Annotated in this window: 22 protein-coding genes; 8 read left to right on the forward strand and 14 right to left on the reverse strand. The window is 50.2% G+C overall.

Features of this window, described 5'->3' with window-relative positions:
- Nucleotides 1–99 precede the first annotated feature (99 nt).
- The 3 genes from PsW64_RS02180 to PsW64_RS02190 form a co-directional block, all read right to left on the reverse strand.
- Nucleotides 100–1,077 (reverse strand): calcium/sodium antiporter, encoded by a 978-nt coding sequence (locus PsW64_RS02180; protein ID WP_063302558.1) that lies wholly within the window; start codon nucleotides 1,075–1,077, stop codon nucleotides 100–102.
- Between the two features lie 94 nt (nucleotides 1,078–1,171).
- Nucleotides 1,172–1,972 (reverse strand): sulfite exporter TauE/SafE family protein, encoded by an 801-nt coding sequence (locus tag PsW64_RS02185; RefSeq protein ID WP_063302559.1) that lies wholly within the window; start codon nucleotides 1,970–1,972, stop codon nucleotides 1,172–1,174.
- 97 nt (nucleotides 1,973–2,069) lie between these two features.
- A complete protein-coding gene (locus tag PsW64_RS02190; protein ID WP_063302560.1) occupies nucleotides 2,070–2,852 on the reverse strand; it encodes a sulfite exporter TauE/SafE family protein in 783 nt (260 codons plus the stop codon).
- 163 nt (nucleotides 2,853–3,015) lie between these two features.
- Here PsW64_RS02190 and PsW64_RS02195 point away from each other — a divergent pair, with 163 nt between their 5' ends.
- Nucleotides 3,016–3,588 (forward strand): thioesterase family protein, encoded by a 573-nt coding sequence (locus PsW64_RS02195; RefSeq protein ID WP_063302561.1) that lies wholly within the window; start codon nucleotides 3,016–3,018, stop codon nucleotides 3,586–3,588.
- Nucleotides 3,581–4,264 carry a glutathione S-transferase gene (locus PsW64_RS02200; protein ID WP_082830988.1) on the forward strand — a complete coding sequence of 228 codons (684 nt, stop codon included), beginning with the start codon at nucleotides 3,581–3,583 and terminating at the stop codon, nucleotides 4,262–4,264. The genes PsW64_RS02195 and PsW64_RS02200 overlap by 8 nt, the downstream gene beginning before the upstream one ends.
- On the opposite strand, the gene PsW64_RS02205 is transcribed toward PsW64_RS02200, so the two are convergent.
- Entirely contained in the window at nucleotides 4,248–4,904 is a 657-nt protein-coding gene (locus tag PsW64_RS02205) for a class I SAM-dependent methyltransferase (RefSeq protein WP_063302562.1), read from the reverse strand. The two genes, PsW64_RS02200 and PsW64_RS02205, sit on opposite strands and share 17 nt — an antisense overlap.
- Before the next feature lie 83 nt (nucleotides 4,905–4,987).
- The gene (locus PsW64_RS02210) at nucleotides 4,988–5,734 is read right to left on the reverse strand and encodes a HugZ family pyridoxamine 5'-phosphate oxidase (protein ID WP_063302611.1); all 747 of its coding nucleotides are present in this window, start codon (nucleotides 5,732–5,734) and stop codon (nucleotides 4,988–4,990) included.
- Nucleotides 5,735–6,060: 326 nt separating this feature from the next.
- On the opposite strand from PsW64_RS02210, the gene PsW64_RS02215 reads away from it, so the two are divergent.
- Nucleotides 6,061–6,549: a BA14K family protein gene (locus PsW64_RS02215; RefSeq protein WP_057465821.1), complete on the forward strand. Its 489-nt coding sequence runs from the start codon at nucleotides 6,061–6,063 to the stop codon at nucleotides 6,547–6,549.
- A gap of 107 nt (nucleotides 6,550–6,656) precedes the next feature.
- Here the strand turns inward: PsW64_RS02215 and PsW64_RS02220 are convergent, their stop codons facing one another.
- The 7 genes from PsW64_RS02220 to PsW64_RS02250 form a co-directional block, all read right to left on the reverse strand.
- Nucleotides 6,657–7,466: an extensin-like domain-containing protein gene (locus tag PsW64_RS02220; protein WP_063289968.1), complete on the reverse strand. Its 810-nt coding sequence runs from the start codon at nucleotides 7,464–7,466 to the stop codon at nucleotides 6,657–6,659.
- 606 nt (nucleotides 7,467–8,072) lie between these two features.
- Nucleotides 8,073–8,669, reverse strand: a complete 597-nt coding sequence (locus PsW64_RS02225) for an FMN-dependent NADH-azoreductase (RefSeq protein WP_063302563.1) — start codon at nucleotides 8,667–8,669, stop codon at nucleotides 8,073–8,075.
- Nucleotides 8,670–8,950: 281 nt separating this feature from the next.
- Nucleotides 8,951–12,697 carry a methionine synthase gene (gene metH / locus PsW64_RS02230; protein ID WP_063302564.1) on the reverse strand — a complete coding sequence of 1,249 codons (3,747 nt, stop codon included), beginning with the start codon at nucleotides 12,695–12,697 and terminating at the stop codon, nucleotides 8,951–8,953.
- An 89-nt stretch (nucleotides 12,698–12,786) separates the two neighbouring features.
- Nucleotides 12,787–13,707, reverse strand: coding sequence for a methylenetetrahydrofolate reductase [NAD(P)H] (gene metF / locus PsW64_RS02235; RefSeq protein ID WP_063302565.1), 921 nt, complete (start codon nucleotides 13,705–13,707; stop codon nucleotides 12,787–12,789).
- Nucleotides 13,708–13,709: 2 nt separating this feature from the next.
- Nucleotides 13,710–14,726, reverse strand: a complete 1,017-nt coding sequence (locus PsW64_RS02240) for an ArsR/SmtB family transcription factor (RefSeq protein WP_208980529.1) — start codon at nucleotides 14,724–14,726, stop codon at nucleotides 13,710–13,712.
- 217 nt (nucleotides 14,727–14,943) lie between these two features.
- Complete coding sequence (locus PsW64_RS02245; RefSeq protein ID WP_063302566.1) at nucleotides 14,944–17,286, reverse strand: mechanosensitive ion channel family protein; 2,343 nt, start codon at nucleotides 17,284–17,286, stop codon at nucleotides 14,944–14,946.
- A 155-nt stretch (nucleotides 17,287–17,441) separates the two neighbouring features.
- Nucleotides 17,442–18,527, reverse strand: coding sequence for a DUF2336 domain-containing protein (locus tag PsW64_RS02250; protein ID WP_057465693.1), 1,086 nt, complete (start codon nucleotides 18,525–18,527; stop codon nucleotides 17,442–17,444).
- Between the two features lie 525 nt (nucleotides 18,528–19,052).
- Here PsW64_RS02250 and PsW64_RS02255 point away from each other — a divergent pair.
- Both PsW64_RS02255 and PsW64_RS02260 read left to right on the forward strand, forming a co-directional pair.
- Nucleotides 19,053–19,940 (forward strand): LysR substrate-binding domain-containing protein, encoded by an 888-nt coding sequence (locus PsW64_RS02255; RefSeq protein ID WP_063289973.1) that lies wholly within the window; start codon nucleotides 19,053–19,055, stop codon nucleotides 19,938–19,940.
- 204 nt (nucleotides 19,941–20,144) lie between these two features.
- Nucleotides 20,145–20,747 carry a helix-turn-helix transcriptional regulator gene (locus tag PsW64_RS02260; RefSeq protein WP_063293929.1) on the forward strand — a complete coding sequence of 201 codons (603 nt, stop codon included), beginning with the start codon at nucleotides 20,145–20,147 and terminating at the stop codon, nucleotides 20,745–20,747.
- A 24-nt stretch (nucleotides 20,748–20,771) separates the two neighbouring features.
- Here the strand turns inward: PsW64_RS02260 and PsW64_RS02265 are convergent, their stop codons facing one another.
- Nucleotides 20,772–21,398: a helix-turn-helix transcriptional regulator gene (locus PsW64_RS02265; protein ID WP_057465690.1), complete on the reverse strand. Its 627-nt coding sequence runs from the start codon at nucleotides 21,396–21,398 to the stop codon at nucleotides 20,772–20,774.
- A gap of 392 nt (nucleotides 21,399–21,790) precedes the next feature.
- Here PsW64_RS02265 and PsW64_RS02270 point away from each other — a divergent pair, with 392 nt between their 5' ends.
- Both PsW64_RS02270 and PsW64_RS02275 read left to right on the forward strand, forming a co-directional pair.
- Nucleotides 21,791–23,815, forward strand: coding sequence for a diguanylate cyclase domain-containing protein (locus PsW64_RS02270; RefSeq protein ID WP_208980530.1), 2,025 nt, complete (start codon nucleotides 21,791–21,793; stop codon nucleotides 23,813–23,815).
- A 29-nt stretch (nucleotides 23,816–23,844) separates the two neighbouring features.
- Nucleotides 23,845–24,180, forward strand: coding sequence for a DUF2293 domain-containing protein (locus PsW64_RS02275; protein ID WP_057465688.1), 336 nt, complete (start codon nucleotides 23,845–23,847; stop codon nucleotides 24,178–24,180).
- A 7-nt stretch (nucleotides 24,181–24,187) separates the two neighbouring features.
- Here PsW64_RS02275 and PsW64_RS02280 read toward each other — a convergent pair whose 3' ends face one another.
- Complete coding sequence (locus tag PsW64_RS02280; protein WP_063293931.1) at nucleotides 24,188–24,451, reverse strand: hypothetical protein; 264 nt, start codon at nucleotides 24,449–24,451, stop codon at nucleotides 24,188–24,190.
- A 260-nt stretch (nucleotides 24,452–24,711) separates the two neighbouring features.
- Between PsW64_RS02280 and PsW64_RS02285 the strand changes: the two genes are divergently transcribed.
- Complete coding sequence (locus tag PsW64_RS02285) at nucleotides 24,712–25,611, forward strand: glycoside hydrolase family 18 protein (RefSeq protein ID WP_063302568.1); 900 nt, start codon at nucleotides 24,712–24,714, stop codon at nucleotides 25,609–25,611.
- Nucleotides 25,612–25,665: the final 54 nt, after the last annotated feature.

Genomic DNA, 25,665 nt, shown 5'->3' on the forward strand with positions numbered 1-25,665 from the left:
TGACGGTCGCTCCGCCAGCAGCCCGTTACGTAGGCATAGGTTCAGAGTATGGGAAGAATTCAGGAGGGGAATAAGTTTTTCCAAAAACGCTTTGCAGCATCACGCAATACCAACTGCAGCGCGCAGGCCGGGCATAAGCTGAAAAGCCATATAAGCTGCGTAACAGCACAGGAAGAACACGCCTTCCCTGCGGCTCACTCGCCAGCCGGAAATGCAGGCAATCGCCATTAGCACGACTGTGCCCACCATCACCCAGATATCCACCTGCGCGATCTCAGAGGGCACCGGAATTGGCACAACAAGGGCTGTTACACCGCCAATGCCGAAAATATTGAAGATGTTGCTGCCAACAATATTGCCAAACGCAACCTCAGCATGGCCTCGCACCGCAGCTATGGCAGAGGTGACAAGCTCTGGCAGAGAAGTGCCAATCGCAACCAGCGTCAAGCCAATCACCGCATCGGAAACCCCAAAATGATGCGCAATTTCAACGCTGGATGACACCAGCAAACTCGCTCCAATAACGATGCCAACCACACCGACAGCAAAAATCGCGAGCCCCGCCCAAATGGAAAGGTTCGGATAGCTCGCCTGATCAGCTTCAGCCTCATGAATCTGAGCCGCTGCTTTTCCCGCTTTACGTTCCGACCAATAGCTGAAGAGTGTATAGGCCAGCAGTAGGCCAATCAGAACGAAACCAGCCCATCGGGACAGATATCCCGTCAGAATGACGCCCAGCAAGATCAGGCTTGAAAGCACAAGCACAGCACCATCACGCTGAAAAGCTTCCCGGTTCACCGCAATGGGTAAGATCACTGCCGTAATACCTAAAATGAGCAGCACATTAGCTATGTTGCTGCCCACAATGTTGCCAATGGCAACACCGGGGTAACCAGCAAGCGCGCCCTGCAAACTGGCCACAAGCTCCGGCATGGATGTGCCAAAGCCAACAAGTGTCAGCCCGATAAACAGTTTGGAGACACCCAGACGCGTCGCAACAGCCACACTGCCGCGCACCAGTGCTTCGCCGCCAACAAGCAGCAGCACAAGCCCCCCAACCAATTGAAGGATCACCATTTTCTGAAAACTTTCCTTAAGCGCAGTTCGCGCTTGCGGTTTAGACTGATGTGCAATTGGGTATCCTTCACTCCGATTGCAAGAAGGTTGGTCATCACATTACATTCAGCCAAACTTCTTTGATAATGAGGCCAAGACCAGAAAAAAGCATCATCACCAGCACGCAATAACGGAACAGGATCGGGCTGAAGCGCCGACCAAGATAGTTACCACTCTTGGTGCCGATATAGACAAAAACCAGCCCGGTGATCGAAATCGCAAAAGCCCCAAGATGCAACAGGCCCATATATGTCAGACCAAGGATCATCATGACTGTCACGACTGTGAAGAAGCTATTGATCGTTTGAATGAAATGGCTGCGCGGGAGATCGAGAGACACCAGAAACGGTGTGATCGGCATCAACTGTGAGCCTGTCATACCTGTCAGCAGTCCGGTTGAGAATCCAGACAGCGAACTCCCAGCTTTCTCCCAATGCGTTTTCAGCTTCAGGTTCTTGGAGAGCAGCGCATATCCCACAAACGCCACGATGATAAATCCCAGCAGGATTGTCAGCCAATGCGTGGACGCCCACCCCAAAAACCAAAGACCAATGACAACGCCCGGCACCGCATAAAGATAAATCCGCCAGAAGCGAGAAAAAGATTCCCGAAAATGCCCGGCCTCATAAACCAGTATGAGATCACTGATGAGCCCCGGTATCACAATAAGCGGAATGCCCTTCTTCAAGCCCACCGTGTAAGCGAGAACAGCAAGGCAGATTGTTGTAAACCCAAGTCCTGCAAGGCCTTTTACAAAAGCTGCAAAGAAGAACGTGAACATGATGATGGCAATCTCAAAGGCCGTATAGCCGAGATACTCCGCCGCCATTGCCATGTCTGCTTCCATATCCATCATGCAGCAGAGCCTAGGCGTGAACCTGCAACAATCTCTAACATCTCCATCTGCAAACTGAAGGGATCCATCAACCACCAGTTAGCTTAGAGCGGAGCCGCTAAAATCCTTTGACCAGCAAGCTCAACCCAAGCCCGAACAAAAGCAGCAGAATAGACGCCCTGAAAACCGACGGCGACATCAGCTGGCGCACCACCGAGCCCAGCTTGGTACCCAGATAGACAAAAGCCAGCCCAAGCGCAGAAACTCCAAGCGCACTCAGATCAAGCAGTCCGAGATAGTAAAGGCCAGCCGCCATCACAAAGGAGGACAAAGTAAAGGAGCAATTGATCGCCTGTACAAAACGCTCACTGTTGAGATTGAGCGACAACAGATAGGGCATTACAGGCATGATCTGCGAACCGGTAATGCCATTCACCACGCCCGTAATAAAGCCGCTGACAGGCCCAAGGAAGCGCTCCATCTCATAGGAGAGTTTCAGGTGCGGCGTGAAATAAGCAAACAAGGCATAGCTGATAAGCACAAAACCCAGCACCACAACAGCTTCCTGAGCAGGTGCCACATCCAGAAACCAGAGGCCCAGCAGAATCCCCGGCACCGTTGCAAGCAGCATCCAGCGAAAGCGAACCACCATCTCCCTGAAAGACCCGGCATCGACCATCACCAGAATATTACTGGTAATACTGGGCAGTAAGATGAGCGGAATTCCTCTTTTCAACCCCACCGCGTAAACCAGAAACGGCAGACAAGTCGTTGAAAACCCGAGGCCTGTCGCGCCTTTAACGAAAGCTGCAAAGAAAAAAGCGCCCGCAACAGCAGCAAGTTCCGTTGAGCTATACGCAATCTCCCACACAAAGAGATAACTAGAAATATCTTTAAACATCTGGCACAACACACCTGACCTAATAGGAAACCTAATTCCCTATTGGAAAATCCATTAGATTTTTGTGAAAGCCCGTGAGCTATCACGTGGAGAAGAAATGCAACTCTGGTTTAGACTTATACTTTATTTCATTAAGTTCCCTTTTCAGGAAAAACTAGCAGACATGTTCAGCAAGTCTGTTGTCCGATTGCGCGTTCTCCCCTCTGACATTGACATGAACATCCACCTCACCAACAGCCGCTATCTGGCCATGATGGATTTTGGTCGTGTGGATCACATGAGCCGCACCAAGCTCGGCAAAGCGATTTTCCGCAACAAATGGACACCACTGGCCAATCACGCCACTGTCCGCTTTCGGCGCGAGCTCCCGTTTGGCGAGCCGTTCAAGCTGGAAAGCGAGATTGTGTACTGGACGGATGAGGCCTGTGTGATGGAACAACGCTTCATCTTCACCAAAGGCCCGAAGAAAGGCATTGTTGCCGCAACCGGCCTGGTGCGCGTCAGCATGTACGACCGCGCGCAAAAGGCTTTTGTCCCAACCTCAGCGGTGCTGGAAGAGACCGAAACGCAAGCCACCAAACTCCCATTACAGCCGCATATCGAAGTTTTTTTGAAAGAAGAGAAAGCAATTCAGGCCTATGAACGCAAATCCGCTGGCATTGCTCCGGTAGATTCATTAGAAATACCAGCTGCTGAAAACGATCAATCAAAGGCAGACAACAGAAAGCATGGCTGAGCAGACTTCCTTCCCGATCCTGTATTCATTTCGTCGGTGTCCCTACGCAATGCGCGCAAGACTGGGATTGGTCGCAAGCCAGACAACCGTTGCCCTCCGCGAAATCGTGCTGCGCAACAAGCCAGCCCACATGCTGGAAATCTCTCCAAAAGGAACGGTTCCTGTCCTGCAACTGACGGATGGAACCGTCATCGAGGAAAGCCTTGAGATCATGCTCTGGGCCTTGCAGCAAAATGACCCTCAAAGCTGGCTCTCTCCAGAGACAGGTACGCTGGAGGAAATGCTGCAGCTGATTGAAGAGATGGACGGCGATTTCAAACGCAATCTGGACAGGTACAAATACTCAACACGCTACGAAGGCGCGGATCCGGACGAGCACTACACCCTCGCCATCCTAGAACTCTCCAAGCTCTCTGAGCGCCTTGAAGGTTCAGCGTATCTGTTCGGAAACCGCCCGGCTCTCGCAGATCAGGCACTCTTCCCATTCGTGCGCCAGTTCGCCAATGCAGATAAAGAACGCTTTGAAGTAGAAGCCCCTGCAAGCGTAAAAAAATGGCTGCTCGAACGGATCGACCAGCCGGATTTTAAAACCGTGTTCGGTATGAAATGGAAGCCATGGTCACCCGAGGATGACCTTGTGCTCTTCCCGCAAGAAGTGCCTACACACGCCCTTTAAACAGCGCAACTTCGCCAACCACTTCAATCGTCACATCCCTGAAATACGTCTCCAGATTGGAGCGTAAATCATCAAGGTTGTCTTCAGAATTCGAGAAGATGCCCTTGCTGTTGTAAAAGCCCATCAGCTTACGCGCTGCCCAGTTTGGCTTCTGCCCTTCGCCCAAAATGGTTGAGCCAAACAAGATCCCTCCGTCATTCAGCAGCGGTCTGAGGTTCTCAAACACCATATACTTCTGCTTCATGGTTCCCGGTAGGCAGTGCAGCAGGTAGCCCAGATTGATGCTGTCAAACTTGGCATCAGTCCACTCAATCGGCTCCAGCACATCAGTCTGTGTCACGCTGACATTCGCCACCACAGAGCGCGCCTTGGCATAATCCAGACAGGTTTGGTTGAGGTCCATCAGCACCAGACGCGTCTTATCCGGAAAGCGCCCGTGCTCCAGAAAGTAGCCACTGCCAACCCCTACATCAAGGTGATTGGCACTGACATTGCGATTGAAGAAGCTCAGCGCTTTTGAAGCGGAACAGCGCCACAGAAACGTGTTGGAGAACCGCAGAACCAGCAGGTCATAAATACGCAGAGTTTTATCGGAGTATACCTCTGCCCCTGCCGCGCTATCCAAATTCTCTTTGTTCATTTCCGCACCAATCCTGTTTTGCTTCACGCATGCATAGTTGCCATACTAGAACAACAACATGAGCAAAACCCTACGTCATGGTTTTACACAGAACAACCAAGAGTTTGCATCAGCAGCTTTTCTAGCTCCGTAACCGACACTTCCTGATCCCAGGAATGACGGTAAACTGCCTCTCCATCAAAGAAATCAGCCCCCTCACCATCAACGCTCACCAACCCCCATTTTGAAGCGCCAACCTTGAAGGTTTTCGAGGCAAATGCCCCAATATCATCAGCACGGCGCTCATTCATGCGGATAACAAGGTCATGAGCGGTAGCCGCGAGCTGCTCGCGTCCCTCATCAGAAGACAGAACATCCTCGGTATCCAGCAGGAACGCCTTACCAAAGCCGCCATTCATGTTCACCCGCTCAACATGCAGGCGATACCAGTCGAAATCAGCAAAATCGACATAGAGCTTGGCCTTTGGGTGCCGCATCAAATAGCGGTTGCGCAGCTCAGTGCACAGCGGATCCCCTTTGCTCAGTCGCTCAAAGCGCCCGATAACGGTCAGCCGCGGATGAGCCAGTGGGTCCCCTTTTCCCGGCTCGCCAATCAGCAAAGACACTCGCTGATCCTGCTCAAGGCATTGAGAATGGTTGGAAAGGCTGGAAGCAAGCATAAACGGCGCACCAACAGCATCCGAGCTGACACCAACACGGCTGACAATAGGGTAGCCGGTCTCTGGCTCCAGAACAGCAAGAGAAGCAAATCTGACAGACCTGATCAGCTTCTTGGCAAGAGCGCGTGCTTCATCGGTGGTTTCACGAATTGGATCTATCTTCTTTTCCATACCAACCTCACTTTTCCCAATCTGACCCTGCTCAGATTCTTGGCTCTTGTCTATCTCCACTTATGCGTATTCCGGAAAAGTGGTCTCCATAATCTGGAGAGGACAACATACTGATTTAAGTAAGATGGATAACGTACTCAACTTAAAATTCGGTAAGAAACCAGCGTCTTAAACATTTTTTCAAACACATAATCAATTGATATATATAGATTTTCTGGCCCATTCATCTACATGAACAGAAGATGAATGGCGCTCTCAAAGAAGGTTCAGGCCACTTCTGGTTAATTAGTCTCAACAAACACGAAATACCGTTTACGGAGACGAAAATGGCTAAAGCATCAGCAGTAATTTCAGTAGCGCTTGCAGGGGCAATGATGTTGCCAGTCGTTTCTGCAGCTCAGGCAGGCCCCAGAAACAATACTTATATTGAAAACAACACTTACGTTGAGAACAACTATTATCATAAGCGTAAGAAGAGAAAGCATAAGAAGCACGGCATCAATGCAGGTGAAGCAGCTGCAATCGGCGTTATCGGTCTGGCGGCAGGTCTCATCATCGGCAATGCAGTGACACCGCAACCTCAGTACGTTGCACCACCACGCCCGGCCTACCGTCCACCAGCGCCAGCGTATCGCCCACCAGCCTACCGTCCGCCAGTGGTGCATCAGCCAGCACCGGTTTATCACGCTCAGGCTGTAGCCCCAGCCCCGTGGTCCCCGGCTTGGTTTGCCTACTGCACCAACAAATACAGAAGCTTTAACCCGAACACCGGCACCTATCGCACGTACTCTGGCAAAAACCGTTTCTGCCAGTAAGCCCTGTCATCACAGAACACGCCCGCTTGAAAGAGATAAAGCCCCGTCTCAATCAGGTGGGCGTTCCCACATCATGCTTTTGAAAAAAGGACTGTGAGCCCGCGCCTTTATTTGCAGACGCGATATTTGCAGCCCTTGCCGTGACAGCCCTGATCGAAGTGTAAGTGGTCTCGGTGATACTTGTCGGCCTCTGGGCCAAGTACGGTCGTGAACCGCTCACAGGCTCCTTTATGTAAGCTGCTCAGGAAACGCACTTCAGCTGAAGACCCGTCCCAGCCCTCTTCAACAGTCACTTCTCGTCCATCAGACAAATAGAAGGCTGCAATATCGATGGCGTTGCCCTTGCCATGCTCTGAGAGCTTCGCGCCGCGTTTGTTATTCCGGCCACGACAAGCATACCCTGCAGCCGTGCGAATGCGCGTGATGGATACACCAAGTTCCCGCCGAGCAGCAGGCACTGCCACATCCTGCAACCAGCCATCCAGCTTTTGTGCCAGCTCGCACTCAATTTGCACTGGCATCGTCAGGCCAATCTCTTGGCCACCACCAACCACAGACCGCAAAGAAACAGGCTGATCAATCCCACATCCGCCCGGCCCGTCAACAGCGTTTGAGATCTCAACACTCCAACCACGGAGCACACACATCCTCGCATCGCTTGCAGGAGGAAAAACACGCTGGTTTTCAAGTGGCACAGGAACGAGAGAAAGCGGCTTGCCCGCAGGAACACGTGAAGGCTGAACACTCACCTTGCTCTGAGGAAGAGGCATCGGAGGCAATAAGGTTACATTGCCCACATAAGGACGAGCTTTTGGCATCGGGGCAGCACTAACGTGTGCAGCGCCGATGCACATACCGATAACCAAAACGGCAGACAAAAGTCTTCCGGCAGCGTTCCCACCTGTCTTGTAACCCACCTTGAAATCCCCGATTTGAACAGACGTTTGCCCGGCGCTGTTCCTGATTCAATGCTGAATATTTCCGTTTTCCCGCCTGAATTGTCATGAATGTTTTAAACTATCCACGCCCAATTCACCCCAGGAAAAGCATGAGTATAGCCCGACGAGTATTCGCGAAGCTGCAGAAAACCTGCATATTGATTTGACAGAGGAAACGCAAGAATTCCCTTGGTCTTTCACAAAACAACCAGAAAGTATCCTCCGGCTTTACACATATTATTCGCTACAGAAATTTTCAGTGATCCTAGGTGCTTTTCTAGCAGTGCCATGAAAAATGGCATTTTTTTGCTTCCTAACGTGGCTTCCGTCACATAAGCTTTAAACAGCTAGTGAGTAACGGGAGATAAATCCATGACTGTCACACGAAGCTTTAACGCCGTCGCAATCACACTTGCATTTGCATTTGTTGGTGCTGTCGTTATCGGCTTGCTATAGTCCCCCTCCCCCACACTGACAAAGTCCTTCACAAAACAAAAATCGAAGGCAAGACTTATCCAGACGCACAAAGAAACCCACCTTGTTACCAAGGTGGGCTCCAGTTGATTAATTGCTTTTGCGTATCAGTTACGCTGCCACAGATGTCAGGCCAACCATTGTGTTCTGCGCTTGTGCAATTGCTGCATCACGGTCAACAGCAACACCTTCCGCTGCAACAACTTCCACATCGCTCACACCAATAAAGCCAAGCACCTGCTTGAGGTAAGGCACTGCAAAGTCTGCTGGAGAGCCAACAGGCACACCGCCAGCTGCCGCAACAATGTATGCCTTCTTGCCTGTCAGCAAGCCCTGTGGGCCGTATTCGGTGTAATTGAAGGTCACACCCACACGTGCAATCTGGTCAACCCATGCCTTCAAAACAGCAGGCACAGAGAAGTTGTAGATCGGCGCACCAATAACCAGCACATCTGCCGCTTTCAGCTCCGCAATGAGTGCATCAGAAAGCGCAAGGCCTTCTTTCTGCTCTTCACTGCGCTGCTCGTCAGGGGTGTAAGCAGCACCAATCCATGCTTCGTTGATAAACGAAATCGGGGAATTCAGATCACGCTCGATAACGGTGTCACCATTATTGAAGATCTTGGAAGAAAGTTCATCAGAAAGCTGGCGGGTTACGGATGTTGCAGTTGCCGCTGAGCTATGGATCTTCAAAATTGTCTTTTTCATCGGTCGTCTCCTATGCCCCAAACAGGAGCTACAGCGTATCTCCGAAAAGTGGAAACCGGTTTTCGGAGAAAGATACGCAAAACAAAGGCTAAAGCAGTTCATGTGTTTCCACTTAAATGCGAACTGCTTTATTGTCTTCTCCTGAACATACATAATGGAACCACAGCGAATGATTAGATCACTATTTGGAAACAGTCTTTGCACGTCTCAGCGACAATCCGACAAAGAAAAAGGGCTGCGAAAACATCCGCAGCCCCTCTAAATTTCAATGCTTCAAAGCGCTACTCCGCAGCTTCGCGAGCCATCGGGTTGTAGTTCAGGATCGGAGCCAGCCAGCGCTCCGCCTTTGCCAGTTCCCAACCCTTACGCTTTGCATAATCTTCCACCTGATCCCGCTCAATCTTGCCAATGCCGAAGTAGTGGCTGTCAGGGTGGGAGAAGTAGAGACCAGACACAGCAGATCCCGGCCACATCGCGTAGCTCTCAGTCAATGAGATACCTGTCTGCGCTTCCGCATCAAGCAACTCCCAAAGAGTACCCTTCTCAGTATGATCTGGCTGCGCTGGATAACCCGGTGCCGGACGAATACCATCGTAGTCCTCTGCAATCAGATCAACATTAGACAGACCTTCATTCGGCGCATAGGCCCAAAGCTCAGTACGAACCAGTTCGTGCATCCGCTCTGCAAGTGCTTCTGCCAAACGGTCAGCAATCGCCTGAGAGAGGATCTTGTTGTAGTCATCACCAGCTTCGCCGTAGCGCTTGGCAATTTCATCCTCACCAATACCCGCAGTCACAGCAAACCCGCCAACATAGTCCGGGATGCCGCTGTCGATTGGCGCAACAAAGTCCGCAAGAGCCACGTTCCCACGATCAGAGGAACTCCGGTCCATCTGCTGACGAAGGGTATAGAGACGGTTCAGCTCAGTCGTACGGCTCTCGTCGGTGTAAAGCACAAGATCATCACCATCCTGCGCACACGGCCAGAAACCAACCACAGCATTCGCTTGCAACAGATTGCCGTCCACGATCTCCTTCAACATCTCCTGCGCATCATTATAAAGCGCCTGAGCTGCTGGACCATAACGGTCATCTGTCAGCACTGCAGGATAGGCTCCCTTAATCTCCCAGGTGGAGAAGAAAGGTGTCCAGTCAATGTACCTCACCAATTCCTTCAAGGAGACATTGGTAAATGTCTTGGTGCCGATAAACTTAGGCTTGGTTGGAGCATATCCATCAAAGTTTGGCTTGAAGCGATTTGCACGAGCCTTCTCGATAGATGCCCGAACCTTCTTGTTCCGCGACCGCGCATGCTTTTCAGCAACATCCACATATTCCGCGCGGGTTGCATCATAGAGTGCCTCACGCCCACCTTCACTCACCAGACGGGACGCAACACCCACCGCACGCCCAGCATCAGTGACGTAGATCGCCTGACCCTTGGAGTAGTTCGGATGGATCTTCACCGCTGTATGGACACGAGAAGTCGTCGCACCGCCAATCAGCAGCGGAATATCCAGCCCCTCACGCTCCATCTCAGAAGCTACGTGACACATCTCATCAAGCGACGGTGTGATCAGGCCGGACAAACCAATGATATCAACATCATGCTTGCGCGCTTCATCAATGATCTTGGCTGTTGGCACCATCACCCCAAGGTCGATAACCTCAAAGTTGTTACACTGCAGAACAACGCCAACGATGTTCTTGCCAATGTCGTGCACATCGCCTTTCACCGTAGCCATCAGGATCTTGCCGTTGGATGAGCTCTCATCCAAGCCACTGCGACGCTTTTCCTCTTCAAGGAATGGCATCAGATAGGAAACAGCAGCCTTCATCACGCGGGCGGATTTCACCACCTGCGGCAGGAACATTTTACCAGCGCCAAACAGATCACCAACCACGTTCATGCCATCCATCAATGGACCTTCAATCACATGCAGCGGACGATCAAAGTTCTGGCGAGCTTCTTCCGTGTCTTCCACGATAAAGTCAGTGATACCGTGAACCAATGAGTGCTCAAGACGCTTGGCAACAGTTGCCTCACGCCAGCGCAGATCAACCTCACGTTTCTTTCCACCCGGACCTTTAAACTTCTCAGCAGCTTCGAGCAGACGATCCGTGGAATCTGAACGGCGGTTCATAACCACATCTTCACAAAGCTCACGCAACTCAGCAGGAAGGTCATCATAAACAGCCAGCTGACCAGCATTCACAATGCCCATATCCATACCAACCTGAATGGCATGGTACAGGAACACAGAGTGCATCGCTTCACGAACCGGCTCATTCCCGCGGAAGGAGAACGACAGGTTGGAAACACCACCAGAAATATGAGCGTGTGGCAAGTTCTCAGAGATCCACTTGGTCGCTTCAATGAAGTCCAGACCATAGTTGTCATGCTCTTCAATACCAGTCGCAACCGCAAAGATATTCGGATCAAAAATGATATCCTGAGGCGGGAAACCAACCTTATCTACCAGCACATCATAGGAGCGTTTGCAGATGTTGATCTTGCGCTCAAACGTGTCAGCCTGACCCGTTTCATCAAACGCCATCACAACAACAGCAGCACCATAACGGCGGATCAGCTTAGCCTGTGCGATGAAGTTCTCTTCCCCTTCTTTCAGGGAGATCGAGTTCACCACAGCCTTACCCTGCACACACTTCAGGCCAGCTTCAATGACAGTCCACTTGGAGCTGTCGATCATCACTGGAACCTTGGCAATATCCGGTTCAGCCGCAATCAGGTTGAGGAAGGTAACCATAGCTTCTTCACTATCAAGAAGCCCCTCATCCATGTTGATGTCGATGATCTGCGCACCATTCTCAACCTGAGAGCGGGCAACATCCAGCGCTGCATTGTAGTCATCGTTCTTGATCAGTTTGCGGAACCGCGCAGAGCCCGTCACGTTGGTACGCTCACCCACGTTGACGAAGTTCACTTCCTTGGTGAACGTGAACGGCTCCAGACCGGACAGACGCATCAGGCGCGGCACTTCTGGCAAAGCACGCGGCTTCAAGCCTTCCATAGCATCCGCAAGGGCCTTAATGTGATCCGGCGTCGTACCACAACACCCGCCAACCACGTTGACCAGCCCAGACTCGGCAAACTCTTTCATGAGGCCAGCCATGTATTCTGGGCTCTCATCGTATTCACCAAACTCATTCGGCAAACCCGCATTCGGATAAGCACAAACAAGAGTATCTGCAACACGGGAAATCTCATCCACGTGCGCACGCATTTCCTTGGCACCCAGCGCACAGTTTAAGCCAACCGTAAACGGCTCCGCATGACTGACAGAGTTCCAGAACGCTTCTGGTGTCTGACCCGACAATGTACGGCCAGACAGATCAGTAATCGTGCCGGAGATCATGACCGGCAGCTTGATGCCTTTTTCCTCAAACACCTGATCAATCGCGAACAAAGCCGCTTTTGCATTCAAGGTGTCAAAGATGGTCTCAACAAGAATGAGATCACAGCCACCATCAACCAGACCACGGGTCGCTTCAGCGTAAGAGTCCTTCAGATCATCAAAGGAAACTGCACGGAAACCTGGATTGTTCACGTCTGGAGAGATCGAGGCCGTCCGGTTTGTTGGACCAAGCCCACCAGCCACAAACCGGCGGCGGGACGGATCAATTGCCTTCATCTGCTCAACAGCTTCACAGCAAAGGCGGGCACCTTCCTTGTTCAGCTCATAAACAATGCTCTCCATCGCATAGTCAGCCTGTGCGATAGAAGTCGACGAGAACGTGTTGGTCTCAATGATATCTGCGCCCGCTTTCAGATACTGCAGGTGGATATCACGAATGGCATCTGGCTGGGTCAGGATCAGAAGATCATTGTTCCCTTTCAGATCCTGGTTCCAGCTCTTGAAACGCTCACCTCGGAACTGCGCTTCATTGAACTGCAGATTCTGGATCATAGTTCCCATGGCGCCATCCAGAACAAGGATACGCTCCTTGGCGGCTGCTTCTAGGGCTGCAAAAATGTCCGAACCGGTCTTTTTCACCTGCAAACTCATGGGATCCGATCTTTTCTAGTACTTTACTTTTGCGGGTCACGAATGGGGTCGTAATCCGACAAATATCTTTATATGTGCGTGGATTGGGTTCAGGCAGCGACGGATGCTTTCACATCCTGTTTTGCGCGAAGACCAAGCATGTGGCAGATCGCGTAAACGAGGTCTGCTTTGTTCATTGTGTAAAAATGGAAGTCCTCGACACCATCATCCGCAAGGCTCATCACCTGCTCAGCAGCAACAGCCGCCGCAACCAGTTCACGGGTGCGAGGGTCGTCATCAAGACCATCAAACCGGTGTGCCAGCCAACCTGGAACAGATGCTCCAGTCTTCTTTGCAAAGCCGGAAATGCCCTTGAAGCTGGTCACTGGCACGATACCCGGAATAATCGGGATCGTGATGCCAGCAGCCCGAACACGGTCCACATAGCGGAAGTAATGATCATTATCGAAGAAGAACTGCGTGATCGCACGGGTCGCGCCCGCATCCACTTTCGCCTTCAAAACATCCAGTTCCGTTTCCCAACTTGGAGATTCCGGGTGTTTCTCAGGATAGGCTGAAACAGAAACCTCAAAATCACCGATGGAACGAATGGAAGCTACCAGATCAGCGGTAGACTGATATCCACCTTCATGCGGATGATACTGCTCACCAAGTCCAGCAGCCGGGTCACCACGCAGCGCCACAACGTGGCGAACACCCGCATCCCAGTAAGCGCGAATGACTTCATTCACTTCTTCCTTGGTGGCATCCACACAGGTCAGGTGTGCAGCAGGCTTCAAAGTAGTCTCATTCACAATACGCGAAACCGTAGAGTGAGTACGCTCACGGGTCGACCCGCCCGCGCCATAAGTGACAGAGACAAAGTTCGGGGCCAATGGCTCAAGCCGTTTGATTGATGACCAAAGCTGTTGCTCCATCTTCTCGCTCTTAGGAGGAAAAAACTCGAAAGAAACGGAGATGTCAGAGGCTCCATTGAGCCTAAAACGGCGATCGATACTATGTTCGCTCATAACTAAGCAAGCTCCTTGGTCTGATCCGCTACAGGCAGGTCGGTCACAACCCGACGATCCTGAGCGAGCCAAAGGGTAACGGTTAATTTGTCTTTCTCCCCCACGCCCGGGGTAAGATCATTCGTTGAAACAAGCTCCAGATCAGCCTCGGAAAGCCAATTGCCCACTTGTCCCTGAGAAAAGCCAAGACGACGATGCGCATGCTTCTCCCGCAAAAACTCCAATTCGTGAGGAGCAAAATCTACGAGCAACAGACGCCCACCCGGCCGCAAAGCACGGGCAGCTTCCAAAATCGCTCGCCCAGGCTCTTCCAGATAATGAAGAACCTGATGAACCACAGTCAGATCAGCTGTGTCTGGTGCAACCGGCAACGCGTAAATGTCGCCCTGACGCACCTGCGCTTTCTGCAAACCAGCACGGTCCAGATTGGCCCGTGCAACAGAAAGCATGTTCTGGCTGGCATCAATGCCAATGCCACGCTCGTACTGTTCACTGAACAACTCCAGCAAACGGCCAGTTCCAGTCCCCAGGTCCAGGAGGGTATCAAAGGACTTGGACCCCACGAGTGCACGCATCGCAGCTTCAACGGCAACTTCCGGCACATGAAGACTACGCTCCTTGTCCCAGTTGTTGGCACGTGCTGCAAAGAAAGCCGCCGCTTCCTCTGCCTTTGCACGGCGCAACGAAACCAATCGCTCATGGTCGGCAGCAAGTACCGGATCATCCTGCTCGCTCTGCGCAACAATGCGCCGCGCCAGCTCTGCCGGACCACCTTCACCAAGACGATAATAAACCCAGGCTCCTTCCGGATACCGCTTGATCACCCCTGCCTCACAAAGAAGCTTGAGATGCCGCGAAATCCGAGGCTGGCTCTGCCCAAGAATGACTGTAAGATCCTTCACGGTCAGCTCACCAAGCACAAGCAAAGCAAGCAGACGAATACGCGTCGTCTCTCCACAGGCACGCAAGCAGCCCACCAGGTCCTCTACAGGGAGTTTGCCTTCCGGTTCATTGTTCACTGTCGTTATCAAGCCTACTACCGCCACCAACTGATCGAATAATCTGATATAAAGATATCTTTATACGTATAATAACTCGATGACAAGGAGGAACATTCCCTTCTCGCACCAAAAGAGGAATAGTTTTTCTGAGTTTTCCTTGAAAATTGGCTGATCAAAAATCAACTCTGACATTCCGGAGCGGCAAACAGAGCAAAAAAGCGTGGAATTACAACAGTTAGGCTTTTGGAGAGCTGTTCTGATCGTCCTCTTCAACCACAGGCAAAACAGCACCACCCACTGCCTTTTTCTGTGAGTCAGAGAAAGTTTGCCCACCAGCAGCCCCTTCATCGATCCTCACCTTCACCTCACGATGGGCAAAAGTGATGCCCTCGCGGTTGAAAATCTCCCGAATGCCTGCAAACACTGCCTTCCGCAAAACATACTGATCCCCAGGTCGCGTCGTAAATTTGACCCGCACAATCATCGCGGAATCTTCCAGAGCCGTGATGCCTTGAGATTGAAGTGGCTCCAGAAACTTCGGGCCAAGCTCAGGATCCTCGAGCAACTTGTCTCCCAGCAATGAAATCAACTCCCGCATCCGGTCGACATCCGTGTCATATGTGACCCGAAACGCCAACTTCATCATGGTCCAGTCACGCGACGAGTTTTTCACAAACGACAAATTGCCAAACGGAACCGTATTCAGGAGACCGTCCGACTGCCGCAGCTGCATAGACCTTATTGAGATCCGTTCAACCGTCCCTTCAACATTATTGGTGACATAAATGTACTCACCTGTTCGAAAGGCATCATCGAGCAAGAAAAACGCACCTGAGAAGATATCTTTGATGAGCGTTTGCGCGCCAAACCCAACAGCAAGCCCAACAACGCCAGCACCAGCAAACAGAGGACCAATGTTCACCCCGATCTCCGAAAGAGCGACCATGCCGGAGAGCACAACAATAGAGACCAGCAGAAAATTCCGCAGGATCGGCAACAGCGTCGCCAACCGCCCCATCTTGGCCTGTCCACTTTTATCGCTTTCAGAGATTTCAATCTGACGCTGGATGGTAATGTGAACGGCCTGATAAGCCATGTAGCCAAAGAACACGATCAACGCGACTTCCACCAGATTACCAAACAACCCATCCTGCTTGAAAAGATTGATCCCCCACGCTTCAACGATCACCGCAAGACCAAACATCAGCGTCACAAGGCGGGCACCGTGATCAAGCAATTGCCGGTAGGGCCGCCGGGCAGCCTCTTTTTCTGCCGCCAACGCACGGGCTTCTGCATTGACCTCCTCAGGATTATAGGAATGGCCAGCCTTCTCTTCGACCTGCACAATCTCCTCAACAAACGCATCCTGCAGTTTGTCGATGTTAATCGGAGGCAACAGCCACTTATCAATGACAAGGAGTAAGATACCGTAGAGCAAGACACTGGCAAAAATAGCCATAATCGGCGCCAGTAACAGGAGACTGTCATAGCTCAGTCCTAAGAGCAGGCGGTGGGCAAACACCAGCCACGCCACCAGAAAGTACGCCAAAGCACCCAAATGCCAGTTTTGGCTGAACAATCTCCGCCAAACCCGCCGCCTCTCAGTGCTCGCATACTCCCCGGAAAACCAGCCTCCAATAGGCCGGCGAAAAATATAGCAAATCAACGCTGCAGAAACGGCCAGAAACAACCCGCTTTGAAGGTCAAGAATACGTTGAGCATTGGCATTGAGAGACAAATGGCTCATCCACCTGCCAAATGCCAGCAGGAAGAAGGCAACCCCGCCGCACAGAATAATGGCATTCAGAAATGACCGGGCGACGTCATCATCCAATGGCACGACACGGTGATGTTCATTCCCAACGGCCAGAAAGTTCCGCGTGAAAACCATCAAAAGCCGAAAGAAGAAGTAAAAACTCGCAAAGATCAGCGCAGCATGACGAACACTCTCTGTATTACCGGAAATAACAAGAATGAGCCCGAACGTCACAATCACATGTAGAAAGATCGCGGCAACCTGCACCAGTGATCTTGAGAACAGAAATCCAATCTTCTCAGCCCTGCTCTCCGGCATCCCGTGATAAAATCGTAAAAGCCTTTTGGCAAACAACTTGTCTGCAAACAGCTCAACCACAAAACCAAGCGTGACAGCAAACAGCGTAAGCGCAAATATCTGCCACACCCACGAAACGCTCGTATCTGGCCGCGCCCGCTCCAGTGCATTGTGGACGTGCCTGGGAAAGTTCCCAAGATCCTTCAAAACAGCATTCAGAGACTGGCTGGAGCGATCAATGTTCTCCAGCGAGAACAGCTCCAGTCCATTAGACAGCCCAAAAACAAGCGGTGCCCCTTCCATAGGAATTGACTCGCTTTGCACCACCATTTCCTGAGCATCAACCATAGGGTCTGCAACAACTGAGTTCTGGGTTTCTGGCGTTTGCGCAACAACAAAACTGATGTGCAGCAAAAGCCCCATACCAACCAAAACAGCGAGTGTCAGAAAGGAGATAAGGAAATTAAGAAAGCGATCCGCCTTAGAACTGTCAGAAGAAACTTTTTTGCTTTTTCTTATTTGCATCAATCCTGCTTTGGCTACACAACCCAATCAGCAGGAGTAAACACGAACAGCACCTAAAGTTGCTTTGGCAGAAACATTCGACTTTTGGACTAAATTGACCAAAGAAAAGGGCCGCACGCGCGACCCTCACAAAACCACTTAAATTTTTGAATGGATCAGGCCATCCATTGCTCTTTCCAGGTAATAAATTGCTTATAGGCTTCTTGTTGGTCAAGCGCCTGATAACTCTTTAACGCAGTCTGACGCTGAGAGTTTGAAAGGCGGTAACGCCATGGCCCAATCTTCAGGAGAGCCTGAACGGTCATCATCCCAAAACCAGAGGCACGACACACTACAAGGAAAGGCTCAGTGTCATTCCGCACGGTCCAATGCTGCGCTTCTGCATGACCAATACCAGCCAGCATCGCAAACGCAGCAACCGCTTCAGCAAACCGGTCTTCCTCAGCATAAGCACGCAGAGCATTCTCAGTCAGTTTGCCTTCACGGACCAGCTCCATGACGCGGCCACGGCCAGTCTCAAAATCATACCGGCCCAGCCAGAATTCGTTAGAAAGCTTGCCAGCCGCAATCCGTGCAGCTTTCGGCAATTTCCCAGCAGCTTCAGTCGCGCCTTCTTTGATCAGAAGCTTGCGAACCTGCTCACTAGCGAAGTTGATAAGCGCTTCAATATGAGCATCTGCCAGATCCGCGCGTTGCCCAAGGGCCAGCTGAAGGACTTCGTCCCCCTTCGCGTCGGTCATCAGCGAGTTCACACTGCGCTGACCAAGCACTGCACCATCATTTGCAGCAACAGTCTGTTTCACCTCGGTATTTCCAAGATTCACCAGCACATCACTGATATTCTCGGAAATGACATCCCGCTTCGCAATCGCCAGACGATGATCATCGCTCTTGCTACGCGCAATGCTCACCAGATCACTCTCGCGCAGAACGTTAGAGTTCCGAAGAAGTGGCTCTGCAATTTCAATTTCATCAAAAGCAAGCTTGCGAACAGTCTGCTCAGGCGCACGGCGCACTTCAGAAAGCTGTTCCGCCATATAACTCAGCGCATGCCGCTCAACCATTTCTGAGAGCCGAAGCATTACACCATCGTAAATATCGATCTGGTCGTCAGAACACCGTTCCCATGTTCGCGCAAACAAAAGCGCAACATGACGCGCAAGCTCCGAACGTCGCTCAATATTGTTCTCAAGCGCGAGAGATTTGAAATCAACGATATGAGAAGCCAAGTCAGATGACATTTAAAACACCGATGGGATACGCAAACTGATAAAAACCTATGGAACAGGATTAAACAAAACCTAACTCAATCTATTCTATTTTTAGTTAATTTAGAAAAAATAACATGCGATTTGCATGCTTCAAATAGCGGAACAACCAATAAGTTTTCTCCCGTTAGAACAGATTTCAGAAATTTAATTAAAAAGGTAAGTGACAACAACGAGTTACAAAAATATCACGGAGACTTAACAAGCTTCATCTATGTTGCGAGCAGACCCGCACTCGTTAATGACTTGTTTGCGACATGCGTTCTTTTTATCAAAGCATCCCCAAATTATGAGTAATAGCATCAACGTTTTAAGGCCTGTCACTCACCCAATTCCTTACCAAAAGGTCAATTTCGTAAAACCAGCCGTTTTGAGTCGCACCATGCTAGCAACCATGGAGTGCAACACCCCTTCATGATTTCAAGTCAGTAATCCAGTAATAATTAGATCAGAACATGTGAATTCAATTTCTTATATTGATAAGATATCCTGATCCTTATGCTTACGTTCAAACAACTCCGCTATTTCCTCGCCGTGCAACAGCATCACCACTTTGGCAATGCCGCAGAAGAAGTCTGTGTTTCCCAGCCTGCACTCTCCATGCAGATCCGGGATCTCGAGAAAGAGCTAGGCCTTTGCCTTGTCGAGAGAAACGCACGTTCAATCCGGATCACACCGGAGGGCGAAGAAATTGCCAGAAGAGCCAACCAGATCCTGCGAGAAATGCAGGACCTTAAGGATTATGCAAAACACGCAGCATCCCCGCTGAGCGGCATCATACGCCTCGGTGTCATCCCTTCTCTTGCACCATACATTCTGCCCAAGCTGCTACCCGCCCTTATCAAGCAATATCCTGATCTTCAGCTCAATCTCCGCGAGACTTTGACAGCATCTTTGGTGAGCGAGCTAAAGCACGGCACCCTGGATGTTGTTCTCGCAGCCCTTCCCATCGAAGAGCCAGAGCTTGAAGAAGTACCTATCTTTGAAGATCATTTCCTTTTAGCTGTGTCCAGCTCACGCAAAATAGATGAGCGTAAGAGGATGGGTCCAGATGATCTGCATGGTGAAAATCTGCTGTTGCTTGAAGAAGGGCACTGCCTCAGAGATCAAACACTGAGCTTTTGTGGAGCAATTGGTCAAAATCAATCAGCTAACGTAGGCGCAACAAGTATAGCAACTGTCCTGCACATGGTCGCTGCCGGATATGGCGTCACTGTCCTGCCTGAAATTTGCGCAGATACAGAAATCGCAGACGATCGCATAACACTTTTGCGGTTTGCAGAGCCTCAACCTTCCCGTAGGATAGGTTTAATTTGGCGAAAAACTTCACCTAAAAGCGAGGATTACATGGCACTCGCAAGGTGTTTGCGTAACGTCACCAACTAATGAAACGAGTTAATTTAACCCGTTGCTGTGAATAACCGAAAAATATACCGTGCAACTGCATACGTATTATCGATTTCTCACTAAGCTATAGAATATGGATTAGAAGAACGACTCTTTTTAAGATGAACTTCCTTCCACTCAAATGCACACTATTACGCCATCAGCCGGTTTTAGTTGCTCGGTGTAAAATAGGAATCCACTAGCTTGAACCAAGAGACCGCCCATATTGTAGACCAAGCATTCTGCAAGTTTCTTGCAGACAGCCTTGACCGGCTACAAAAGGGCGTGGCCATTATTCAAGGTAATGGAACTATCCTGCAATGTAATGAGTTTGCAAAACGCTTGTTTGAGCAAACACCTCAGATCAAGGTCAGCACCGGACGGCTAGAGTTCACCGACCCGAGCCACCAGCGCGAGTTCCAGAACGCACAAAGTCTGGCCACAGCAACAATTGATCTGGATGTACAGCAAGAGCTCGTCCTCAGAAGAGATGAAGCATTTCTGCGCCCGATCCATATCGACATACGCCTGGTCGATACTGAGTTCGACGATCTCTTCTTTCTGTTCGTCACGGACCTGGAAATCCAGCAGCAAATCAATATCCAAAAGGCAACGGCCCTCTTCCGCCTGACGGATAAGGAAGCGATTGTCCTGGAGCAGCTGTCTGGCACACAAACAGAACCTCAGATTGCTGCTGATCTGGATATTACGAAGAACACACTGCGTACGCACCGCAAGAACATCTACGCAAAGCTCAACGTGAGCAGTCGCGTGGAACTGGCAATGCTTCTGTCAATTCTGGTTTAAAAAGAACGTGAGGTCGCGAGCAGCTTAGTTGGGTGAGACCTTATAGAGACAACGCCGGTCACCTTTCAGGATATGCTCAACACGCTCGATGCGTACATCATCTCCCAAAACCTCCTGAAACAAATCAAGCTCTGATCGACAAAAGTGTTGGCAAGACCGGGCTGCAGCACAAATAGAGCAATGGTTCTCTGCAAACAGATAGCCATTCTCGCCATCCTTCAGAACCTCAGCCATGTACCCTTCTTCACTGCGCTGTTCAGCAAGGCATTGTAGCTTGTCAGACAGGGTCTTTGCAGACTTCATCGCAGTTAGATAGGACTTCCGGGACTGATCAGCCCGCGCATCTATGAGGCGCTGGAGTCCTTCTTCCCCGTAAAGGTCTTTGATGTTTCCAAGCAGATCAACCAGCACACCACTATGGTTATCAGGAAACTTCCTGTTGCCTGTCTCAGAAAGACGCCAGGTTCTGCGAGGACGCCCCACAGTCCCTTTCAGGTCTTCAAACTCAACAAGATCAGCTTCCAGCAACGCATCAAGATGTTGACGCACGGCCACAGCCGTCACGCCCAAATGTTTGGCCATGGTTGCAGCTGTGTTCGGTCCGCGCGATTTCAGCGCGTACATCAAACGATCTTTCGTACGGTCACTCATAGGCATCTCATAGCACAATCGAAATTATATGAAAAGTTTTAGCTTTCCTAATAAAGTAAAAGCTGTAGTGCACCAACATCAGAAAACAACGCGAAGGAATCACTGATAACTTACCCATAAAATAGTATTGTCTTTGAACCATAAGAGATTATGCATCATAATTACTCTTCTACATATGTAATGCACAAATAAGAAATTTCACTTTTCACATAAATCAGAAAAGTAGACGGTGCTTATCCCCATTTTCCTAAAATTTACCTAGTATTTTTATAGTATTCACATAAAGCTTGCCCCTTAATTCTCACAGAGCCCCCCGCTTTCCTTTTGCGTAAAAGCACATAATCCCTATCAATAAGGGCGTGGTAAATAATTGGTTGATAGTGGTGGGAATGATGTCTGAAGCAGGCAACGCAAAATACAATATCGAGTACCCGGCATATAAAACGAACCTGCATCCAGTAGAGATGCCCCCGCAGCCATTCGCTCAGTCTGTCCTGCGCGTCTACGAGAAACTGTTCGAGCTCCCGACCTTCATCATGGTCAATCAATCAGAAACAGGGAGTGGTTCAGAGCTTTTCGTTTCAGATAGCATTCATCCCTATAAGAACCAGCTCAACAATCTTCTCTCCAAGATTACGGAACTTCCAATCTGCGGAGATGATGTGCAGATTTTCCCACATAGGTTTAATGGCGAAGACGCACCCTCAACTGCTAGGTCATCGCATCTCGCAACGCAGTTCATCGCACTCATGCCTCTCTCCCTCCACGAGCGAGTGATCGCCGTCGTGGGTATTCTCTGCAAGTCCGATGCAAACAACACTGCCCATTTTCCCAGAACACATTTCCAGCCAACCACACCTTCAGATCAACTCATAAATGCAGACCTGACCAAAAAGCTCAAAAGCTTCAGAAACCTGGCAAGAATTCTCGTTCCCGGTCTGCTCCGCATCCTCTCAACAAACGATTTGTGCAGCACACTCTCAGTCAATGCCAAGGTGGCAACAAAATACTTGCTACCACCAGAGCAAGCCAATCCGCGAGAAATCTTCACAGTCTGCAATATTGACCCGTTGACAGGCCTGCGAACCAGAGAGAGCTTTGAGCAACTTATCTCCGACGCCATAGAAAGCGTGACAAACCCAGATCAACGCGTGGCCTTGTTCTATGTCGATCTGGATCATTTGAAAGTCATCAACGACGCTCACGGGCACGCTGCAGGCGACGCAGCTTTGGTGGCTATTTCTGACCGTTTGAAGCAGATGGAATGTGAAAACGTCACCGCTCTCAGATTAGGCGGCGATGAGTTTGCACTGCTCTTAGAAGACACCACATGTCATCAGATCAGAGTATTGCTTGAAGAATTGCCAGTATCTCTCAGTCACCCGATCTATCATGAGCACAGCGAAATACGACCCAAGGTCAGCATTGGCGCTGCAGTATTCCCACGCCACGCAAACACTGTGAAGGAACTGCAGGATAGTGCCGACACAGCTCTGTATCATGCAAAAAAGAGGGGCCGAAATCGGGCCAGCCTGTTCAATCAGGTCATGCGTACCCGGTTGGAACGGCAGGTCACCCTTCAGCAAACCGCAAAACAGGCACTCTTGCAAAACCAGGTCGGAACAATCTTCCAGCCCATAAGGTTCGGCCAAACAAGCCAAATACGAATGTTGGAGGCACGGCCAGAATGGCCGTCTCAGATTTTAGAAATTGCTCGTGGATGTGACCTTTCAAACATCTTCGACAGCGCAAGCTTCAGTAATGTTCTTGGCGAGACAACAATTGCAGCCATCATTCACACCATGCGCGCCTGTCAGAACACTCCAATGCAACATTGGGAGTTCCTGTTCCGCGTCCCCGTTCCCTCTGTGTTAAAGGAAGGGTTCTGCGATGATCTCAGCTACCTTCTACAGGAAAACAATGTATCGCCAGACAAGTTCACATTGGAGATCCCCTCGCGTGTTCTCTTAAGAGCCAACGCTCATATCCTCATTGGTCAGCTGAATGAGCTAACAAACACAGGCGTCAAGTTGTGCATCAACCACTTTGACTCCGGCGGACTGAAGATTGAGCATTTCCAGAAACTGAAGATCTCCTACATCAAACTACACGCGGGCTCTGTAGAACGGCTGTTTGAAGATGATAAAACAACACGATTACTCTCCGCTGCAACTGAGTTCGCACATGCCTTGAACATCGAGATCATCCTTTCGGAAATCAAAAATGCAAACACCGAAGAGAAACTGAGAAAATTAGGAGCAGAATACGTTCAAGGTGCATTCTATGGTCCAGAACAACGCTTTTCTGAAATTTACAAGAAACACGTGCTCGGCATCTCGCCAGATCCCATCCAGAGAGTAAAAACAAACATGGCACGTAGAAGAATATCGCGCCTGCCATCATCCATGATAAATTAGCGCGCAACACCAGCGCAAAGAGATCATGTGTGAGCAAAACCAAAAGACAACGAGCGATCAGCGACGCCCTAAGCACGCTTATTCCGCATGTTCCATTTCTGGATGCTTCGGAAATACGCAGCAAAGCCAACCAACAGCACCTGCGTCACCTCCCAGCTCACATTGCGGTTCTGCTGGCAACAACCAGCTATGTGCGCCATCAATATACTGACTACGATGATTTACTGGAAGAAGGTCTGGACCGGGACGCTGCTCGTTACTGCGTCGCAGATGAGATGGAAGCCACCATCACATCATGGGGCGGAAGCATCACCGCCGGGGAACTGCTTGCCGCTCCCAATGAAAGCGGCGAGCAAGATCAGTAGCTACAAATTATCGGCAAACACCAATAATCCAAGTAAACGCAAGCGCTACAAGGCACAGTGCAGGGATGATGATCGCAGCATACCCGAAGAATGCAATTGCCAAACCCCAGCCAACAAAGAAGTTCGCGCAGAAATAGTATTTTGCTTCACTGTTGCCATGCACAGCATCTTTGAACAACCAGCCGATGATTGGAACAAGGAAAAGAAGCTTGAAGAAGAGTGGATCATTATCCTGCTGATCTTCAGCAGAAGACAGAGTTGTATCGCTCATTACAGTGCCCGTTATTGATTGATGGGGGGAAGAACACAGAGTTGACTTACATCAATTTAACATTCACGCGCATGCGTCACATCAGCACATCTACGTATGAAGCATGAATATAGATGATGGTTCATTTCCCATCGCCAGGCCCAAGTCTCACGTATAACTCTAAAAGCATTAACTAAAACACACTTATCAGATCACGACCTCTCCTGATTTTCGTCAGCTAAACGCGAGCTCATTGAGCACAAGAGAAAAAAGGAAATCAGATGCCAAATAAAGAAATTGTCGGCTACGCTCTCAGCACGAATACGCAGCTCATCGCTGAGATGGCGCAAAGCGATTATACAACAGTCATTCTTTGCTTTGTCGTGAGCGATGAAGCCGGAAATCTCTCCCCAAGCACAGAACTTCAAGCCATGTTCAATGCACCGGATTTGATCAGTAATCTGAAAAAAGCTGGCAAACGTGTCTTGATTTCAATCGGTGGCGAAGTCTTTACAACTGCTGCCTGGGCCGCCCTTTCAAACAACCTCGACAACACAGCACAACAGCTAACTAAGATGGTAATCGACCATGGCCTTGATGGTGTTGATATCGATTGGGAGGATACCAACTACTCTGGATATGACGCCCCAACTTTTCTGGCTGATCTATCGAAGGCGTTAAAATCAAAACTTCCTGAAGACCAGAACTTCGTAACACATGCACCGCAAGCACCATACTTTTATGGCGGAGCCGGGTACTTACAAGTGTACGTTGATGTAGCCAAGAATGCTGGAGACACAGTCGATCTTTACAACATCCAGTACTACAACAATCAGTGGTATGTCGGTGAAACAGCTGAAGAGGAGACAGGAAAAGTCGCGGGTACTGAGCCGGTTGGCGGAAGTACGTTTCCTTCCAGCATTATCGGAATCGCATCAACCGGTGTTCCAATCTCCAAGCTTATTCTCGGCAAACCGACCACGCTGCAAAATGTCGTCGGCTCAGCCGCAGTAAACGGCTACCTGCCCGCTGATGAGATCGTAGACAACCTCATCACACCTCTACTCGCAAAAGAACCTGACTTTGCCGGCGTGATGGGGTGGCAATATCCCACTCAATACGGTTCAGATACAGGCACTGATGAATGGGCAGCAACCATGGCAAAGGCGCTTGGTAACTGATCCTAAGCTATCAGCGAACGGCGGGGCAGGCCCTGCTCCGCCACTCAGAAGCAA

Source organism: Pseudovibrio sp. W64 (genome assembly GCF_001623145.1).
Lineage (GTDB): Bacteria > Pseudomonadota > Alphaproteobacteria > Rhizobiales > Stappiaceae > Pseudovibrio.

Excerpts from the sequence above, each read along its gene's own strand:
- PsW64_RS02180 (WP_063302558.1), bottom strand. The coding sequence starts at position 1,077 with ATGGTGATCCTTCAATTGGTTGGGGGGCTTGTGCTGCTGCTTGTTGGC.
- PsW64_RS02185 (WP_063302559.1), bottom strand. The coding sequence starts at position 1,972 with ATGATGGATATGGAAGCAGACATGGCAATGGCGGCGGAGTATCTCGGC.
- PsW64_RS02190 (WP_063302560.1), bottom strand. The coding sequence starts at position 2,852 with ATGTTTAAAGATATTTCTAGTTATCTCTTTGTGTGGGAGATTGCGTAT.
- PsW64_RS02195 (WP_063302561.1), top strand. The coding sequence starts at position 3,016 with ATGTTCAGCAAGTCTGTTGTCCGATTGCGCGTTCTCCCCTCTGACATT.
- PsW64_RS02200 (WP_082830988.1), top strand. The coding sequence starts at position 3,581 with ATGGCTGAGCAGACTTCCTTCCCGATCCTGTATTCATTTCGTCGGTGT.
- PsW64_RS02205 (WP_063302562.1), bottom strand. The coding sequence starts at position 4,904 with ATGAACAAAGAGAATTTGGATAGCGCGGCAGGGGCAGAGGTATACTCC.
- PsW64_RS02210 (WP_063302611.1), bottom strand. The coding sequence starts at position 5,734 with ATGGAAAAGAAGATAGATCCAATTCGTGAAACCACCGATGAAGCACGC.
- PsW64_RS02215 (WP_057465821.1), top strand. The coding sequence starts at position 6,061 with ATGGCTAAAGCATCAGCAGTAATTTCAGTAGCGCTTGCAGGGGCAATG.
- PsW64_RS02225 (WP_063302563.1), bottom strand. The coding sequence starts at position 8,669 with ATGAAAAAGACAATTTTGAAGATCCATAGCTCAGCGGCAACTGCAACA.
- metH (WP_063302564.1), bottom strand. The coding sequence starts at position 12,697 with ATGAGTTTGCAGGTGAAAAAGACCGGTTCGGACATTTTTGCAGCCCTA.
- metF (WP_063302565.1), bottom strand. The coding sequence starts at position 13,707 with ATGAGCGAACATAGTATCGATCGCCGTTTTAGGCTCAATGGAGCCTCT.
- PsW64_RS02245 (WP_063302566.1), bottom strand. The coding sequence starts at position 17,286 with ATGCAAATAAGAAAAAGCAAAAAAGTTTCTTCTGACAGTTCTAAGGCG.
- PsW64_RS02250 (WP_057465693.1), bottom strand. The coding sequence starts at position 18,527 with ATGTCATCTGACTTGGCTTCTCATATCGTTGATTTCAAATCTCTCGCG.
- PsW64_RS02255 (WP_063289973.1), top strand. The coding sequence starts at position 19,053 with ATGCTTACGTTCAAACAACTCCGCTATTTCCTCGCCGTGCAACAGCAT.
- PsW64_RS02265 (WP_057465690.1), bottom strand. The coding sequence starts at position 21,398 with ATGAGTGACCGTACGAAAGATCGTTTGATGTACGCGCTGAAATCGCGC.
- PsW64_RS02270 (WP_208980530.1), top strand. The coding sequence starts at position 21,791 with ATGTCTGAAGCAGGCAACGCAAAATACAATATCGAGTACCCGGCATAT.
- PsW64_RS02280 (WP_063293931.1), bottom strand. The coding sequence starts at position 24,451 with ATGAGCGATACAACTCTGTCTTCTGCTGAAGATCAGCAGGATAATGAT.
- PsW64_RS02285 (WP_063302568.1), top strand. The coding sequence starts at position 24,712 with ATGCCAAATAAAGAAATTGTCGGCTACGCTCTCAGCACGAATACGCAG.